The organism is Leuconostoc gelidum subsp. gelidum KCTC 3527 (assembly GCF_000166715.1).
In the GTDB taxonomy this organism is placed as follows: domain Bacteria; phylum Bacillota; class Bacilli; order Lactobacillales; family Lactobacillaceae; genus Leuconostoc; species Leuconostoc gelidum.
Genome location: NZ_AEMI01000020.1, coordinates 170240 through 187884 on the forward strand (window position 1 = coordinate 170240; position 17645 = coordinate 187884).

Consider the following 17645-nt stretch of genomic DNA (forward strand, 5'->3'; position numbering starts at 1 on the left):
AAGCGCATGCCTCCTAATTTCTCAGTTGTTTTAATGCATTCAAGGCATTCATGGCATCAACTGGTGTCATTTTCAAAATATCAAAACCATCTAACGCATCCAGAATTAACTTCGTCTCTTTATCAACAACATCGACATTGAACAAAGCAACTTGCTCGGATAAACCGGAACGTTCAGGTTGCAGCTTAGCCGCTGTTTGGTCTTGTGTTGTCATCACTGTCTCTTTATTTTCTAACGCGGTTAATATTTTTGTAGCATTAGTAATCACTTCATCTGGCAAACCAGCAAGTGCCGCAACATGAATACCATAAGATTTATCAGCTGGTCCTTTTTGAATTTGATGTAAAAAGTGAAGATGTCCAGCATCATCTTCAACAGCACCCACATGAACATTTTCAATACTAGCATGTTGATCCGCTAAAACAGTTAGTTCATGATAGTGTGTTGAAAACAATGTTTTAGCGTGAATATGGGCATCTAAAAATTCAATAATTGCTTGCGCCAAAGCCATGCCATCATAAGTTGCCGTACCACGCCCTAATTCGTCAAACAAAACTAATGAATGCGCAGTCGCTTCCTGCAAAGCATGATTTGCTTCGGCCATTTCAACCATAAAGGTAGATTGTCCCATCGCCATATCATCATTGGCCCCAATTCGTGTAAATATTTGATCAAAAATTGGTAGCTCAGCATACTCTGCGGGTACGAAACTACCCATTTGCGCTAAAATGACAATTAGAGCCAGTTCACGCATATATGTTGATTTTCCAGCCATATTTGGTCCAGTAATCAACTGCATATTTGTTGTTTCATCGAGTAAAACATCATTGGCAACAAATTCTCCAGCCGACAATAACGATTCCACAACAGGATGTCTACCTTGCTTAATCGTAATACTATTATGGTCTGTAAATATTGGTCGTATAAAACGACGATTATCTGCAACATCCGATAACGCTGCTAAAACATCTAAGTGTGCAATTTGTTGCGCAAGTTTTTGTACGCGACTAATGTTTGCCTTTACACGTTCACGCACTGTCACAAATAATTCATATTCACGTTGTGTGCGTTTGGCCTGTGCCTCAATAATCAGACGTTCATGTTCTTTTAATTCAGGTGTGACAAACCGTTCAGCATTTGTTAACGTCTGTAAACGTTCATATCGATTTTCTCCAAGTTTAACAATATTTGCCTTGGTAACTTCGATAAAATAACCAAAATTTTTATTATAGCCGACTTTTAACGAATGAATGCCGGTTGCTGCACGTTCATCTGCTTCCAACTGTGCTAACCATTGTTGATTGTCATGTAATACACGACGATAAGTATCAATTTTTTCATCAAAGCCGTCATTAATAATATCGCCTTCTCGCACACTAATTGGTGGATCATTAACCACTGCTTCTTCAATTAAGCCAGCTAAATCAACCATATCATCTAGTTTGTTACCAGTGACATTTAAAATACTGGTTGTTTCAGATAAGACGGCTTTAATTCCTGGAATAGTTAATAATGAGCGTTTTAACTGCACAATTTCACGCGCATTCATTGTTCCCATAGCTGCTCGAGCTGATAAACGTTCCAAATCATATACGGATTTCAAATGATCTTGTAAAGCGCCACGCGTAAAAAAATCATCCTGAAAAGCCTGCACCAAGTCTAAACGTGACTCAATGTCATGTTGATCACGAAGTGGTTTTAACACCCACTGTTTAAGTAATCTACCACCCATCGCTGTATGCGTTTCATCTATGAGACCTAGTAATGAGCCTGCGCGTTTTTTTGTTCGTGTATTTTCAATTAAGTCTAAATTGGTTCGCGTATCTTGATTGAACTTCAAGTAGGTTAAACGTTCATAACTCACCGCTGGCACGATGTGATCTAAATTACGTCGCTGCGTATCAAAAATATAATTTAGTAGCATTGAGGTTGCTGATATTTCATCGGATTTTATAAGCGATTGCGTCAAAAAACTCACTGTCGCATTTTCTCCGGTAACTGTTTGGGTAGAAATCACTAACCCACGTTCACCAAGTTGCATTGCCAGCTCTTGTCTAATCGTTTGTTCATCGTTTTTTCTCAACACAACTTCTTTGACTTCTAACGAACTCAATTCATCCATGATATCACTAAATCGATGCATCGTTGTCGCTTTCAACTCACCTGTTGATAAGTCAATATAGGCTAAAACCCAAGTCCCATCACCTGGTAATACAGCGGCTAGATAATTATTTTGTTTATCTGACCCGGCCCCATCAATCATTTTAGTGCCAGGCGTGATGAGTTGCACAACATCTCGTTTGACCATCCCCTGAGCAACAGCTGGGTCTTCCATTTGTTCTACAATGGCCACTTTGTGTCCCTGATCCACCAAAATATCAATATAATTTTTTGCAGCATGATGCGGTATTCCAGCCATAGGTACTGGATTTTCCGAATTTTTATTGCGTGCCGTTAAAGTTAACTCTAGTAGTTTTGCACCTTGTATCGCATCTTCTTCAAACAATTCATAAAAATCACCTAAGCGATAAAAAACAAAAGCGTCTGGATATTGCGATTTAATTTCGTGATATTGCACCATCATTGGTGTGTCAGCAGGTTTGCCCATTTGTAAAGCGTCTCCTAATTTGTGTCATTCTCTGTCAATTTTTAATCAAAATGACGGTAGTTTGCCATCGTGCGTGATAAATAATCAACCAAAGTCTGATTATCAACTTGTTTATCCCAATTTTTTTGACTCACCAATGTAATGGCTTCTTGCTGTGCAATTTCCATCATCGTTAAATCTTTAATCGGATCGCCAACAACAAACTCTGGGACGCCAGACTGCTTAGTTCCTAAAATATCGCCTGAACCACGTAATTCTAAATCTCGCTGTGCAAGTATAAAACCATCGGTTGTTTCAACCATAGCATCTAAACGTGCGGTCCCATAATCTGTTTTTGGGTCTGCTACAAGTATTGTATAAGATTGTCGACTACCTCGCCCGACACGCCCCCGTAATTGATGTAATTGCGCCAATCCAAACCGATCAGCATCTAAAATCAGCATAACAGTCGCATTTTGCACGTCCACACCAACTTCAATCACTGTTGTTGCAACTAAAATTTGAATACGATTGGCTTTGAAATCTGCCATCAATGTTTTCTTTTCATCATTTGACAATCGACCATGCAATAAACCAACTTGATACTGTGGAAACTCTAATTGCATAGCTTCATACATCGCTGTTGCATTTTGTACGTCAAGTGATTCAGATTCTTCAATTAATGGTGTCACTATATAAGCTTGTGCACCAACATCAATCTGCTTTTTAACAAAGGCAATGGCATTGTCTAATTGATTATGACCCATACGTGTTGTTTTAATGGCTTTACGACCATTTGGTAATTGATCAATGATTGACACATCCATTTCACCATACGCTGTAATCGATAACGTTCTAGGAATTGGCGTTGCGGTCATTGCTAGAATATCTGGATTGACACCGTTTTCGCGTAACGCTGCGCGTTGATTAACACCAAAACGATGTTGTTCATCAATCACCGCCAATCCTAAATGGTGAAAAGCCACATCGGGTTGTAATAATGCATGTGTGCCAACTAAAATGTCAATATCACCGTTTTCAAGATCTTCTAAAAGATGACGACGTGCAGCGACTTTTAAACCACTAGTTAATAATTCAACACGTAAGGATAAACCTGCGTTATCAAATAGTTGTGTTAAGCTCAGTGCATGTTGTTGCGCCAAAATTTCTGTTGGTGCCATCATTGCTGCCTGCATGCCAGCCGTCACAACAGCATACATGGCCATAGCTGCTACAACTGTTTTACCAGAACCAACATCCCCTTGTAGTAAGCGATTCATATGACGCGGTCTTTTTTGATCTTGTAAAATTTCTGATATCACTTTTGTCTGTGCAGCCGTTAGTTTAAAAGGCAAACTTGTTTCAAAATTCCGTATTGCACGCTCATCGTAGTTAATACCTTCTCCAGCAAAATTTTGATCCGCTAATTTAAGCAGTTGCAAACGCATTTGAAAAACAAAAAACTCCTCAAAAGCCGCACTGCGACGTGCGACTTTTGCAGTTGCCATATCAGATGGAAAATGCATAGATTCAATCATCATATTACGGTCTAATAAACGGTACTTAGTCCGCATATTTTGTGGTACCAAAGAGCCAAGCGTTCCTCGAACGTCTGCCCATGCCAATTCAATTAAATGACGAATCGTTTTTGCAGTTATTTTCTTAGAAGATGGGTATATTGGATCAAGTGCATCAACGCTGGCATTAATTATCTTCATACCAGTTAATGCTGCCTTTGCAGCATTATACGTCCCATACACAGCAACCTCTTGACCGACATCAATATTTTGTGCTAGCCAAGGTTGATTAAAAAAAGTTACTCGTATATTTTCATGTTCAATTAATAAACCAAACCGAGTTTGATTTTTTTTGCCAAAACGTGTGACCACTGGTGGCGTGCTAACGATGCCCTTAAAAGTTACTTTATCCCCATCTAATGTTTCGGATGGTATGCGTTCACCCAAATCTTCATATCGAAACGGGAAATAACCAATTAAGTCTTCAATTGTAAATATACCAAGTTCATGCAAAGCATCGAGCCGTTTTGGCCCAACACCTGGTAGAACATCGACATTATCAACGTGAGTTATCATGTTATAATTGTAACATTTTAGACGAAAAAATGGCGGCTACTAGAAATCACCTTAGTCTTTAATAATTTGGTCAAAGACATAATTCAGGTGTTTACTTCCCAATTAGCTTAGTTATCCGAAAAATATTTTTTCAGGGTACAATTTTGAGCAATCAAAAACTATGAACACAAAAACACCTGACAACTGATAATCCATCACAACCACTAGAGTTGTGAAACACTACCTATCGTCAGGTGTTTATTTTTTATATGAAGCCACCAAAAGCATTCTCAAGATCGATTGGTTCATGTTTTGTCACAATTGTTTGTTTGTTAACAAACGTATCAATACCTAAGTCACCCAATTCACGGCCGTAGCCCGAATTTTTAACGCCGCCAAATGGTAACTCTGGCAGGGTACCACCAAAACTATTGACAAACACAACACCAGTTTCAATTTTAGAAGCCACTTCGGCAGCATGGTCTGCATCGCCACCAAAAACAATGCCGCTTAAACCATAGTGCGAATCATTAGCTAACGCTATCGCCTCTGCTTCATCTTTTACTTTGAATACTTCCCCGACTGGACCAAAGAATTCTTGATAGAAAGCAGGATTTTCTTTGGTAATACCTGTCAAAATAACAGGTTCAAACAATGCGGCAGGTTGGTTTTGCTCAACACTCCCAAATGAAAGTGTTGCCCCTGCTTCAACGGCTTCACGAACTTGTTTAGTCAAGTTTTGTTTAGCCTTTGATGTGCTTAATGGTGCCAAAGTTGTCTCAGGCTGCATGGGGTCTCCTAATTTAACCCCAGAAAAAGCCGTTTTTAGCATATCAACAATTTTATCGTAGTTTTTTTCAGTGACAATAAAACGCTTTGATGACGTGCAAACTTGCCCAGCATTATAAAGTCGCGCGCCACTAATAATTTTTTTAATTTCTGACAAATCAGCATCATCTAAAATCACAAATGGATCACTACCACCTAATTCAAGAGAACTTTGTTTCATGTTTTTACCGGCTTCGGCAGCAACTAATTGACCTGCACGTTCTGATCCTGTTAAAGCAACACCTTGGACACGGTCATCACCAATAATTTTATTCACCTGATCATAATTAATAAATAAGTTAGTTAGTGAGCCATCTGGTAGCCCTGCTTCTTGTACAATTTTTTCAAAGGCTTCAGCAGCCATTGGCGTATTGCTGGCATGCTTTAAAACCATCGGGTTTCCTGCCACATAGTTTGGCGCAAAGACACGCATAATTTGGTAATATGGAAAATTCCATGGTTCAACCATGAGCAACACCCCGGTTGGTCTAGAAATAATTTGTGCTGGTCCAATCGAAGACACAATATCACGTGGCTTCAAAAATTCTGCCCCGTGCTTAGCATAGTAACGCGCAATAGCAACTGTAATTGCTACTTCACCTTTTGCTTCTACTAAACGTTTTCCCATTTCAATCGTTAAAATTTTAGCTAATTCATCTGCTTTTAATGCAATTAAGTCAGCCACTTTACTTAACGCTTCAGTACGACTGTCTATTGGATCATTACGCCATTTTTTATATAACGCGTGCCCCCTACTAAGTGCTTCTTCAACGTAAGCATCATCATGGTTGTCATATGTCTTAACAACCTCATCTGTTAACGGATTAATTGTTTGATAGCTCATTTTATGCGACCTTTCTTGAAATCCAGACTTATTATACTTAACAACATCACAACTATAACACCTTCATATTTGGAATAAAAACATTTGACTTGTGATTTTTTAATCAAGAAAATAAAAAGGTTCAGCAATCGCTGAACCTTTTTTAAAATTATTCGTTTAATGACACACCAAGGCAATAACAACCAAATAAATGGTCCATGCCCAAACTATGTGCCCTAATATTTCTGAAAAATGTTCTGTAAAGGGTTGCTTTGCTGGTGAAGGTACTGTTTTTAACACGGGCATTATCACAATATGGAAGGCAAACCAAATGACAATACCATATAAAGTGCCCTGCCACATACCAATAATTGGCCATGCACGATAAGTTAACGCAAACAGAATACCAAAGAAAAGAGAAAATGAAAAGTGTATCAAAAGCGCAATATAATATACTTTTTGATTCTTAGAATAATGAACATAAGCATGTGTTATGCGACGTGGCACGCCCATTTGTTGTAATAATTGTTGAGGCGGATTGGTTTCATCACGTTCTTGTGTTCTCGGTGGTAAAATTGCCTCCCAGCCAATTTTAACCATACCGGATACTAAACCGGCTGCAATACCTACTAAAATACTAGTTATTATCATTTATTTGTTCTTCCTACTGTTAATTTTTAATAACTGCCAACTGACTCGTATCATAAGCCACTCTAGCATGATTTGTCTTAATTAAAGTTTGATTTATTAACTGATGGTTCTGATCATACCGGTATTGAAATATTTGTCCGCAGCGATACACCACGCCATCTTTTGATTCAAAATGTTCACCAATTGCTTTAACTTCATAAGTATCCATCTGTGGATCAGAAGCATAAATTTCGCCATGTAAATATGTTTCCCCAACGTAAGTTAACAGCTGATAAGTGGTACTCGTGTTATTTTTAAAACGATAATCTAAGTAGTTATAAACAATGGAAGTCCCACTACCAAAAGGCACTTCGCGGTTAGCATCAGGAAACATATCTACTTGCTCATGATGATACTTTTCCACGACATCCAGTGGTGTATGTAAAATCATCCAATGAATTAAATTACTAAACTGGCAAAGCCCACCACCAGTACCCTTTTTCAGTTCACCGTCATTTGCTACCATCAAACCATTTTGATAGCCACTTTTTTCAGTACATCGGCCAACTAAATGCCAAAATGAAAATGTTTCTCCGGGTCTAATAATGATATGGCTGACCTTTGGTGCCGCAATTTTAAGATTGGCGACCTTAGCTTCTTCAACAGGAATGGGTACTTTTCTCAGTCCTCGGCGCATGAGTGATTGATGGCTAAATATGAGATATGGTAACTGTGCTTGGCTTTTTTCTTGCGCTATACGACCAAATAACTGATCCGTTATTTGACGTTTTAAAATACGAGATTCATAAGATATTTTATATGTTAAGGGCGATATTTCACAAAATAATTTTCTCTTCATTTTTCTTCTCCATCAATAATCATATCACATAATTCATATCTGACCTGGATCAAACGCATCAATTAACGGACCCGTATCGTTAATCTGAAAAATCACCTAGATTAGAATTAAAACGTGTTTTCGCCTTAAAAATTGATTTATTTCAAATGATCATTCAATCAATTATGGCAATATACGCTCTAAAAATCATATTTGATTTCATAAACTCAAACAAGTATACTAATTAATAATAAAGGGGTAATCAATGAAACATGAAAAATTCATAGAATATTTAAGTTGGACAGCCACCGCGATGTCAATTTTGATGTATGTATCTTACATTCCTCAAATAATAGACAATCTATCAGGATCCAAAGGAAATCCAGTACAACCTTTAGTAGCTGCAGTGAATTGTGGCCTATGGGTGTTATACGGTTTGATCAAAGAAGATCGTGATATTCCGCTAGCTACTGCTAATTTTCCAGGTATTATTTTTGGATTAGTAACATTCCTAACTGCTATTTAATTTTTTAATATTTATTTTTAACGTAGCAGCCTATTGTGTTTTAAACACTCAATAGGCTTTTTATATAGCATTCAATTCACCAACCATACATAGAATTAACCTAAAGAACACGAGCATTCCTTCTGAGTTGCTCTTGGTTTACTGATTACTTTCACTCTATTTATTATAAGAAACATCTACCCGTTATTTCCTTAAAAGCTACCTGCAGTTTGATACGAATCCAATAACTTGACCGAAATAAATATCTGTTTAGAAAGTTATTTGGTTTTCTATTCGTTGTGGTCAGCACACATTAGCGAAAAAAGACAATATTTCTAATGCTAAGCTTATTCGTGAATGGCATGATGAATACTTTGTTTCTAGTTTAATTCATCCAGTTTATTTTGATATACTAGTTTGTATAGTCGGTTATACTTAACAACACAAGGGAGAAATAACAATGACTTCAAAGCGAAAAAACAGCATATTGATATTGTCTACAATGGTTGCAGTATTCATCATAGTTGGTGTGATTTATAAACAGACCAAACCCACAGATCAGGCACAACGCCACACTTCAAAAGAGACAACCTCAGCACAATTAAAATCTTCTAGTTTGAAAAGTAGTTCTTCGTCAAGCAGCAACGCAACAATAGCTAGTTCATCTAGTAACAATGACACCAACACAAGTGCTTCAGGTAATAATAGTACAAAAGCAACTTGGTCATCTGACAAACAAAATAAACTATCATCTTTTATGTCAGCATGGCAATCACAAATGGATCAGTCCTTTGTTGGGACTTACGATGGGCAAGAACCAAATTACTATGGCATAACTTTCCCAACTGACCTTACAAATGGTAAATATAACAATCATATTAAGTTTGATGAAGTAACTACAGCTGTTACTTGGTCCCCAGATGGTTCTGGCGAATCAGCAAACAAAGTCGTAGCAATTGCCTCTGGTAAAGTATCAAAAAATAATTTTAACATGGCCTTATATTTCTTTGTTATACAAAATAATCAACCAAAAGTTTATATTTCACGTACAACAAATGGTGACGATTTATACTTCTCTGAAACACAAAACAATGACCTCAAAAGTGGCTTTGCTAACATTTTTAACAATTGACAAAAACAAGTACGACACCGACATTTATTTAGTATTAGGGCTTAAGGCATAATTTCCAAATAAGAGTATTGATTATTTCTCTCTACCCTTAACTCTCTTTATTTGTTTGATACTTATATCATGTCATGTTGATACTGCCTACGTGAACCGAGTTAAAAGCATTATCCAAGATGACAAATAAAGACACAACTTATACTTTGCTTTTGGACACGTAAACCGGGAGCTTGTCCAATAATAACTATTTTGGCACTAGTTGGTGCATGATAAATTGGCTTGAGTCCTCTACTAATGAACTCAAAATTTATCTTATTATTTATTGCTGGCAATTCGATATGATACCAGATAGAACGAGCAACATCATATCTACCCAATAACAATACAAAAACAGATCAACATGTCAGGAGCTCAGCCAACATGAAAGATAATTTAAAACAACTATTTACGAGTCGACTCATAGCTTATCGTTTATACAAACATCCCAAAATCTATACTATCGAAGATGCAAAAAATTTAACGTTCACTAAAGATATATTTGAAATTAAAAATCTCTTTTTGAGAAATCAAAACAAATCAGAATATTATTTGTTTAGCTTGCCTGCTGATTCTAAATTATCGTTAGCTCAAATTGCTTTAATAACACATAACAAAAAAATAAGTTTTGCTTCTGAGAAAGATTTAAATGACAAGCTTGCTGTCACACCTGGTTCTGTTTCTATTTTAAATGCCGTTAATGATTTAGATAAAAGCGTTAATTACTATATTGATAAGGCACTGTTCGATCATAAAAATGTTGCCTACCATCCTAATCAAAATGATGAAACAATTGTTTTTGATGGATCTAAAATCGAGGATTTATTAAAAGACTATCCTGTTAAAATTTATTAATTGTGTAAAAAATAGTCGATTTTAACAGTAATCAGCACATATTTCATAATTTAAAATATAGGAAAAATCAACAATTAATAATTGACTTCACTCTATTATTAATTGTTGGCTTCATCATTGCCATAAATGGCTTTATTTTAATGTTATGTGGTATAATATGGATTAATCCTTGGGGCAAGCAATATAAAATCACAAACGGAAAAAGATTTAGTTTAGGTCTGCTGCTTTTAGCGTTAGACTGTATCTTCGTTTTATGGCCAGTAATTTTAAAACAATGACTAACATATCTAACAACAAGTCACTAGCGATTAATCAGGAGTATTCAGGTAAAACTATGAAAATAAATAAAACACTATTTAAGACAAGAATGGTAATATTAGTAATAATATTGGCAGTATGGCTTGGTAACGCCCTGCACTTTATCAGCAATCAAAACTTTAGTTACTTTGCTCAGATTTTACCTTTTTTACTTTTTGGTACTATGGTATATGATACCTATATTAACAAACAAAAAATTTACTTCTGGATTTCTCTTGCTGCACTAATTTTATTTACCTTAATTTGTTTACAAAATATATACCGTTTCTACATGCTATCACATTAAGTAAGCCACCAATAATGAAGTCGGTGGCTTTTATTGTGATGTTAAAGTGATATTGACATGGGGATAACGATTTGTTATCCCTTTTTTAGTTCTAGTCATAATTGCTCAAAACTGGGCAACCGAACCCTAAAGTACCTTATTTACAGGCATGCCTTTACTCTTAGCTATCCTCGATCAATGGACGCGATTTTAAGTGTGTTGTTATAAATACAATTAAACGACTTAAATCGTCGTTAACTTAATTAATTGGCAGCTTTTTCTAATATCACTTAACAATTACATCTTCACCTGAAACAATAGCTTTAATGACATGACCTAATTCCTCCTTTAGTTTAATCATGCCCGCTCCTTTATTCTTATAAACGATAGTATTTAAACCGCTAATATCAAAAGGAAACTTACTCTTATAGTCACTCTTAAAACTATCTTCGTCGCAAATAATAATAGTATCTTTTCCTACTGTATGGCAAATACCTAACTCGTAGAAAACATTTGGATTTTTATCACTTATATCAACTATTACAAATCTGGATTTATTAATATAAGTCCAGATATTCTCCATAATATTGCCAGTAATTGACTTTACATCACTTATCTTGATAGCATTTAAATCCATTGTTTCTAGATGCGGTCTAATTATTTCGATAAAAATTTCTAATCTATCATCATTAAAAGGCAACGCGCAGAAAACCATTTTAGGATCTATAACTAAATTGTCTGCTTTAAAAATCGGATCAATATGCATTGTTTTCTTCCTTCTATCTAAATCTTCTAAATACTTAATTACACTCCGTAAAATATCATACTCATATGATAAAACAGTTGAATCTTGATGTTCAACATATTTATTTACGATGCTGATTATAAAATCATCCTTTTGCTCTGCTTCGGCATAAACAGAATCCAAAAAATCTTTAGCAGCGTACCACAAAGTCTTATCTAACATAGCAAAAACATAATTTTTCAATCCAAGTTCGTTAGAAGCTTGCGTCTCCATTTTCATTATTGCATCCTCTAAACTCAAAGATAACAATGAATCGTGATTGAAAGTATCAAGTGTGTTACTGTCACGAAGCGCCATATAATTTGTAAAACCAATCACTATTTTACTGTCGGTTTGTCCAATCAAAAAATTGAAAGGTTTACCCACCACAGTTTCAAATTTTTCAATACCATAACTCTCCCTATGCATGTCCACTATGACCGCAAACCAGTCAATTATTGACTTAATTTGGCTTATATTCAGACCAATGTTTTCTTCCAACGATGTCGAATAATTTTTAAAGTTTAATGATTTAGCATAAAAATTCATATTTAATATCTTTCTTAATTTTTAATATAGATTATACTCTATTTAATTATCTGATGTTACTAATATACTGTACAATTTATTCACCGTGTATCTACTCCATCTCTACTAATTCTACTGAAAATATAAAGTCAAACTCATCAGCAATCCAAAGAGCTACTTTTAAATATGCAGTATTTAGCAACTTACTAAGATTTGCTTTTGAATATCCTGCTAAATCAACCAATTCATCAAACATCATATTTATAAAATGACGATTGAATAGTAAGTTGCCAAACATTCCATCTATATTCCTAACCGCTCTTAATATGTACTTTATCTTCCACTTTGCTGGTTAAATGTACCAAATCCATTAATCGTAGTCGAATCACCGAAGAACTATGATACTTTTTTGATTGTTTTTTCTGTCATACTGCAATTTTCAGTATGACACTTTCATGAATACTAGCTAATGTGTTTTCTGCCTTTTTTGACCAAATAATGGTTGGCATTTAATTATATTTGATATATCTAGCAATGGTATTTGACTGTCGTTCTACTTAAATGCCAGCGTACCCTTTGCTTTAAAACGCGCATTCCCTCATCAAATTCAAACTTAATTATCTCTTGCCAATTATCTGAATTTAGCGTGCCGTCCCTCTTGACCAACCACCTGTTATCGCCAGTGTGTATCAAATGAGGTGGGTAAAACAACACTAAGCTATAAATTTCATTTTCAAATGGTAATCCAATATCCACTGCATCATTATTTCTTAAATATATTCGTTGTGATAAATTTTTTACGAGAATGTTCTTACTAAACAAAGCTAATGTTGACGATGCTCCGGTTGAACTATCGGTATCATATATCATATAATCCGTCTCTCACACTCGAAATACCAGAAGAATTCCCTAAAATTTACAGGCAATCCTTAGAAGCTAAATTAAATCAGATATATGGTATGGATTTGAGAAAAGCCTTAGATTTTTTTGTTAATGATTTTGCGGTTCATTTACGACCAGAGCAGAAGGAAAATATCACATCTAATCAACTTGGGTATGTCATTAAAACCTATTTCGATGAATTTCCTAATATAGTAAAGTTATTCAAGGCTGCTTCTCAAAAAGAGTTGGATATCAAAAATGTCTTGGAACACGATATATGTTAGCATTCGATGGCAAACCAATCTCTAAAAAGTACAAACGCATCATACTTGAATTGGTTAAGTAAAAAAATGATTAATATATGGACTCATACGAATACGACTTAACCTTCCATAGTCTAAGACACATATGCTTCTATGATTCTCTCAGAGAATATATTAATACAATACATCTCCGAGCGTTTGGGTCACGAAAACACAACAATTACATTGCAGACCTATGCTCATTTACTATCTGAAAAAAGAACTGTTGAAGAAAGTAAAGCAATGGCATTTTTCAATACAATTTGAGGAGCACTTTTTTTGATTGATTTTGACTCTTTTTGATTTAATTTGAACACCTTAGAAACGCCTGCATAACAGTATTTAAGCAACAAAAAAGCGATCTATCAACATTCTGACAGATCGCTTAAAAATAGCGCCAGAGGGAGTCGAACCCTCGATTTCGGCCTGAGAAGCCGACGTCTTAACCACTTGACCATGGCGCCATAACAAGATATAAGTATACAGAAAAAATAGCCGTCCGTCAACAGCCATAATTAAAAATGACTAGCATTTTTTGCTAATCATTTAACTTCACTTCAAAACCTTCTCAGCTTCCGTCTTAATTTCATCGCTACTCATAGTTTGATAAGCCTTCAAATGCTTCAATGTTGCTGATGTATTTTTATTGCTTTCATCCATATAGTGGTTCCATAGTGCATCACGTAATGGGGTTTTATCCTCACTCCAATCAAATACTTCGTTCATTGGGAGATCTAACGTTTGATACTTTTCATCTGCCATTTTATGGCCCCCTTTATCTATACCTTTGTTATAGTTCTTTTCTAAACAAAATGCAAATTTATTATAAATATATAGATAACTTTACAGTTATAATTACTTTTGCTATAATTAAAATGTAAAGTTTTATATACATTTTTTCGGAGGATGACTATTGAAAAATCGTATTCAAGAACTCAGAAAGTCACGTCACATGACACAAGCTGAACTAGCCGATAAGTTAGAAGTTACACGTCAAACAATTATTTCTCTTGAAAAGGGCAAATATAATGCATCACTCACATTAGCGCATAATATTGCGTCCTTTTTTCAACTCACAATTGAGACTGTTTTTATCTTTGAGGAGGACAAAACAGATGTTTAAAAAATTATTTGCAACACCGCAACACGGTATGAGTGATGAAGATTACAGTCATCTGACAAAGTACCAAATTGATTTTGTATCGATACTTTTCATTATTTTGGCCATTTTTCTTTTCGCTCTCAGCTTACCAATATACTATTTTTATGGCCATAAGCTCGGTTCATTTGCTTCTGGTTTATACAGTGGCTTATTCGCAGGCGCTATTAGTATTAAATTGTGGAGTGTGATTTACTTATCTAATCCACACGAAGTACATCGTAGAAAAATAAAAGATACAGATGAGCGCGTGCAACAAGTACGCCAACGTGCAGATGCGCTTACTCTGAAAATATTGCTCGTTATTGCTTATTTAACTTTTATTTTAGGCCTAAGTTATTTCACAGAATATTATTGGTATCTTGCCACACCAATAGTTTTAATTTTAATACTACAATACAGCCTACGTTGGTTATTCACTAAACTATTATAAGGAGCAACACATGATTCAACTGACAAATCTTAACAAACAATTCGGACAAACTATTGCCGTCAACGATATGAATATGACGCTTGAACCTGGGAAAGTCATGGGACTAATTGGACAAAATGGCGCCGGTAAAACAACCACTTTTCGACTGATTTTAAACTTTATTGCACCAACATCGGGTGACATTACATGGAACGGCCACCCGATTACACAATCTGATAAGCAAAAAATTGGTTTCCTACCTGAGGAACGTGGTTTATATCAAAAGCTAACCATTGAAGAACAAATTTTATATTTTTCTGAACTGCATGGTATGACACGATCAGATGCTAAAATTGCGCTAGCTGACTGGTTAAAACGCCTTGATGTCGTTGGTAAAGCAACAGACAAAGTGCAATCACTGTCTAAAGGTAATGCACAAAAGATTCAAATGATTGCAGCACTCATTTTTAATCCCGAATTTATTATACTAGATGAACCCTTCTCTGGACTTGATCCAGTGAATACAAGTATCATGATGAACGAAATTGTTCGTATGCGTGATAATGGTGCCATGATTATTTTCTCGAGTCATGACATGAACAATGTAACTAAAATTTCTGATAATCTTACAATGCTTAAGCAAGGAAAAATTGTTTTGCAAGGCGGCGTACAAGAAATTCGTGAACAATTTGGACGAACCAAAGTCTACGTTGAAGGGCCATTTTCAAAAGCAGAACTCGCCAGTATTGCTGGTGTTATCCACATTAATCAACAAGGTGCTGGCTTTGATATCACAATTAATGACGAAGCAACTGGTCATCAAATATTTGACTTCGTAACGCGAAATGGTTATATCCCAGCATTTTCACAGCAACCACCAACACTTGATGATATTTTCCGACAGGAGGTCGCTCTATCATGAATTCAGGACTCATTATTGTTATGAAACAAACTTTCCGAAGCCATTTTAAAACACGTGGTTACTGGTTGTTAGTTTTATCCCCCATTATTTTTGCTGTAGTTGTTGGTGGTATTATTTTTGGTGTGACTCAAATGCAAGGTAATACGACACCAACAGTTGCAGTTATTGGTAATTCACAAGTACGACAAGTGTTTATTCACGATGAAAAAGCACTGGGTATCAAGATTTCAAAAATTACAGATAGCCAAAAAGCTAATCGCTCGTTAACAGCGCAAGACTTAGATGGTATTTTAACACTGAATTCTGAAAATGCGACATTAACAACACAACCAAAAAGTAACACAATTAATAAAGAAGCATTTGTGAGTGTCTTGGGTAATATTTCACGTAGTCAAAAGGCAGCAAGCTACGGATTGACAGCTAAACAAACGCAAGATTTAATCCAACCCTTCAATTTAAAATCAGTTGTTAAACAATCGAATAATAAATCTACCAATGGTGAAAATTCAGACACGGCTAATTACGCTATTGCTATCGCTATTGGGATTATTACAACAGTGATTGTCATGTGGTATGCGTCAATGATTGCCACAGAAATTGCCAATGAAAAATCATCCCGTATCATGGAAACCCTGTTAGCAGCGACATCAGCAAGTATTCAATACTTTGGTAAGATAATTGGTATTTTTGCGTTAGCAGTAACTCATCTATTGATCTATATTATTGCTGGTGCAATTGGTTACGCTATTTTACAAAATAACACGATGCTAGATGGTATCAAACAAACGTTTTCAGGTGTGACACTTGGTTTCACACTCTATGCTATCGCTTTCATTCTAATAGCAGTTGCACTCTACCTTGTACTTACCGCAATGATTGCATCACTCATTAATGATAATGCGCAAGTACAACAAGCCATTCAGCCCATTACATTTTTAGCAACGACCGGCTATATGTTTAGTTTTATCATGACAAATATGCCCAATAATTTTGCTATTAAAATATTAAGTTACGTGCCCTTTATCTCACAAAGTATGATGCCCGTAAGGTTAGTGACAAAGGTTGAAACTTGGCCTGCCGCAATCTTGTCACTTGTGATTTCATTTGTTACTCTAATTGTACTTGCTTGGTTTGGAAAAAATATTTACGCTAAAAACGTTCTATCATATAGCGATGACAAAATCATGTCCCAACTCATCAAAAATATTAAGAATATTAAGAACTAACACTAATATTAAGTTTGGAGACACGAGTATATGGATAATACACCTTTTTTTCTCACAAATCATAAATGGTATAAATATGAAGAACGAGAAACTGCTGATGGTGTTGCGTTTCAACGATTGGAACTGACCAATAAAGCAACATCTGAAGCAATCAAAAGTTTTAAAGAAACAATAATTGCTAGTGGTCCTGATGCCAGACTGAATCCTGAAGATTTAAATCGTTTCCAACAAGCACTTGGCTTTGCTGCACGTCAACATTTATTTTCGGAGGATCATGGTCTGCATGGTACAGCACTAACTGATGAACTCACATTTATCAGTTATACTATTCGCTTATATCAACTACTCAGTGATGATCTAGTTGCCCCAAACACGCTTATTTTCAGTAAACGTATTGGCACACTCTACCGCCAGTTTCTCAAAATACATCCAACGCGAATTGATGATAGAAGACTCAATTCATGGATTATTGCGCAAGACAGCAAGTTAAAAATTAAACCATAAAAAAGACACTAAGAAAGTTAGATAAAACTAAACTTACTTAGTT

The 17645-nt window shown here is 35.6% G+C and carries 18 protein-coding genes and 1 tRNA gene; 10 read left to right on the top strand and 9 right to left on the bottom strand.

Features of this window, described 5'->3' with window-relative positions:
- Positions 1-13: 13 nt before the first annotated feature.
- The 5 genes from mutS to EUI_RS0106805 all read right to left on the bottom strand — a co-directional run bounded on the left by mutS (position 14) and on the right by EUI_RS0106805 (position 7799).
- Positions 14-2608 (bottom strand): DNA mismatch repair protein MutS, encoded by a 2595-nt coding sequence (mutS, locus tag EUI_RS0106785; RefSeq protein WP_010017000.1) that lies wholly within the window; start codon positions 2606-2608, stop codon positions 14-16.
- Positions 2609-2649: 41 nt separating this feature from the next.
- Positions 2650-4680 (bottom strand): ATP-dependent DNA helicase RecG, encoded by a 2031-nt coding sequence (gene recG / locus EUI_RS0106790; protein WP_010017001.1) that lies wholly within the window; start codon positions 4678-4680, stop codon positions 2650-2652.
- A gap of 244 nt (positions 4681-4924) precedes the next feature.
- Positions 4925-6331 carry an NAD-dependent succinate-semialdehyde dehydrogenase gene (locus tag EUI_RS0106795; RefSeq protein ID WP_010017002.1) on the bottom strand — a complete coding sequence of 469 codons (1407 nt, stop codon included), beginning with the start codon at positions 6329-6331 and terminating at the stop codon, positions 4925-4927.
- 156 nt (positions 6332-6487) lie between these two features.
- Positions 6488-6961 (bottom strand): YagU family protein, encoded by a 474-nt coding sequence (locus EUI_RS0106800; RefSeq protein ID WP_010017003.1) that lies wholly within the window; start codon positions 6959-6961, stop codon positions 6488-6490.
- 19 nt (positions 6962-6980) lie between these two features.
- The gene (locus EUI_RS0106805) at positions 6981-7799 is read right to left on the bottom strand and encodes a VanW family protein (RefSeq protein WP_010017005.1); all 819 of its coding nucleotides are present in this window, start codon (positions 7797-7799) and stop codon (positions 6981-6983) included.
- Between the two features lie 244 nt (positions 7800-8043).
- Here EUI_RS0106805 and EUI_RS0106810 point away from each other — a divergent pair, with 244 nt between their 5' ends.
- The 4 genes from EUI_RS0106810 (at position 8044) to EUI_RS0106825 (ending at position 10904) form a co-directional block, all read left to right on the top strand.
- Positions 8044-8304 (top strand): SemiSWEET family transporter, encoded by a 261-nt coding sequence (locus EUI_RS0106810; RefSeq protein WP_010017006.1) that lies wholly within the window; start codon positions 8044-8046, stop codon positions 8302-8304.
- A gap of 439 nt (positions 8305-8743) precedes the next feature.
- Entirely contained in the window at positions 8744-9415 is a 672-nt protein-coding gene (locus tag EUI_RS0106815) for a DUF4767 domain-containing protein (RefSeq protein ID WP_014947463.1), read from the top strand.
- A 414-nt stretch (positions 9416-9829) separates the two neighbouring features.
- A complete protein-coding gene (locus tag EUI_RS0106820; protein WP_010017009.1) occupies positions 9830-10300 on the top strand; it encodes a YbaK/EbsC family protein in 471 nt (156 codons plus the stop codon).
- Between the two features lie 334 nt (positions 10301-10634).
- The gene (locus tag EUI_RS0106825) at positions 10635-10904 is read left to right on the top strand and encodes a hypothetical protein (RefSeq protein ID WP_010017011.1); all 270 of its coding nucleotides are present in this window, start codon (positions 10635-10637) and stop codon (positions 10902-10904) included.
- A gap of 265 nt (positions 10905-11169) precedes the next feature.
- On the opposite strand, the gene EUI_RS0106830 is transcribed toward EUI_RS0106825, so the two are convergent.
- Both EUI_RS0106830 and EUI_RS0106835 read right to left on the bottom strand, forming a co-directional pair.
- The gene (locus EUI_RS0106830; protein ID WP_010017012.1) at positions 11170-12216 is read right to left on the bottom strand and encodes a hypothetical protein; all 1047 of its coding nucleotides are present in this window, start codon (positions 12214-12216) and stop codon (positions 11170-11172) included.
- A 91-nt stretch (positions 12217-12307) separates the two neighbouring features.
- Positions 12308-12493: a hypothetical protein gene (locus EUI_RS0106835; protein ID WP_010017013.1), complete on the bottom strand. Its 186-nt coding sequence runs from the start codon at positions 12491-12493 to the stop codon at positions 12308-12310.
- A gap of 538 nt (positions 12494-13031) precedes the next feature.
- Between EUI_RS0106835 and EUI_RS10580 the strand changes: the two genes are divergently transcribed.
- Positions 13032-13361, top strand: a complete 330-nt coding sequence (locus EUI_RS10580) for a hypothetical protein (RefSeq protein WP_162091582.1) — start codon at positions 13032-13034, stop codon at positions 13359-13361.
- 410 nt (positions 13362-13771) lie between these two features.
- Here the strand turns inward: EUI_RS10580 and EUI_RS0106855 are convergent.
- Positions 13772-13843, bottom strand: a tRNA-Glu gene (locus EUI_RS0106855).
- An 88-nt stretch (positions 13844-13931) separates the two neighbouring features.
- On the bottom strand, positions 13932-14141 hold the full coding sequence (locus EUI_RS0106860; RefSeq protein WP_010017018.1) for a P8 family protein: 210 nt from the start codon (positions 14139-14141) through the stop codon (positions 13932-13934).
- A gap of 151 nt (positions 14142-14292) precedes the next feature.
- On the opposite strand from EUI_RS0106860, the gene EUI_RS0106865 reads away from it, so the two are divergent.
- Genes EUI_RS0106865 through EUI_RS0106885 form a run of 5 tightly spaced genes read left to right on the top strand, consistent with a single transcriptional unit; the run spans position 14293 to position 17602 of the window.
- Complete coding sequence (locus tag EUI_RS0106865) at positions 14293-14502, top strand: helix-turn-helix transcriptional regulator (protein ID WP_010017019.1); 210 nt, start codon at positions 14293-14295, stop codon at positions 14500-14502.
- On the top strand, positions 14495-14971 hold the full coding sequence (locus EUI_RS0106870) for a hypothetical protein (protein WP_010017020.1): 477 nt from the start codon (positions 14495-14497) through the stop codon (positions 14969-14971). The genes EUI_RS0106865 and EUI_RS0106870 overlap by 8 nt, the downstream gene beginning before the upstream one ends.
- A 10-nt stretch (positions 14972-14981) precedes the next feature.
- Entirely contained in the window at positions 14982-15872 is an 891-nt protein-coding gene (locus EUI_RS0106875) for an ABC transporter ATP-binding protein (RefSeq protein ID WP_010017021.1), read from the top strand.
- Complete coding sequence (locus tag EUI_RS0106880) at positions 15869-17098, top strand: ABC transporter permease (RefSeq protein WP_010017022.1); 1230 nt, start codon at positions 15869-15871, stop codon at positions 17096-17098. Before EUI_RS0106875 ends, EUI_RS0106880 begins: the two co-directional genes overlap by 4 nt.
- 30 nt (positions 17099-17128) lie before the next feature.
- The gene (locus EUI_RS0106885) at positions 17129-17602 is read left to right on the top strand and encodes a hypothetical protein (RefSeq protein ID WP_010017023.1); all 474 of its coding nucleotides are present in this window, start codon (positions 17129-17131) and stop codon (positions 17600-17602) included.
- Positions 17603-17645 lie beyond the last annotated feature (43 nt).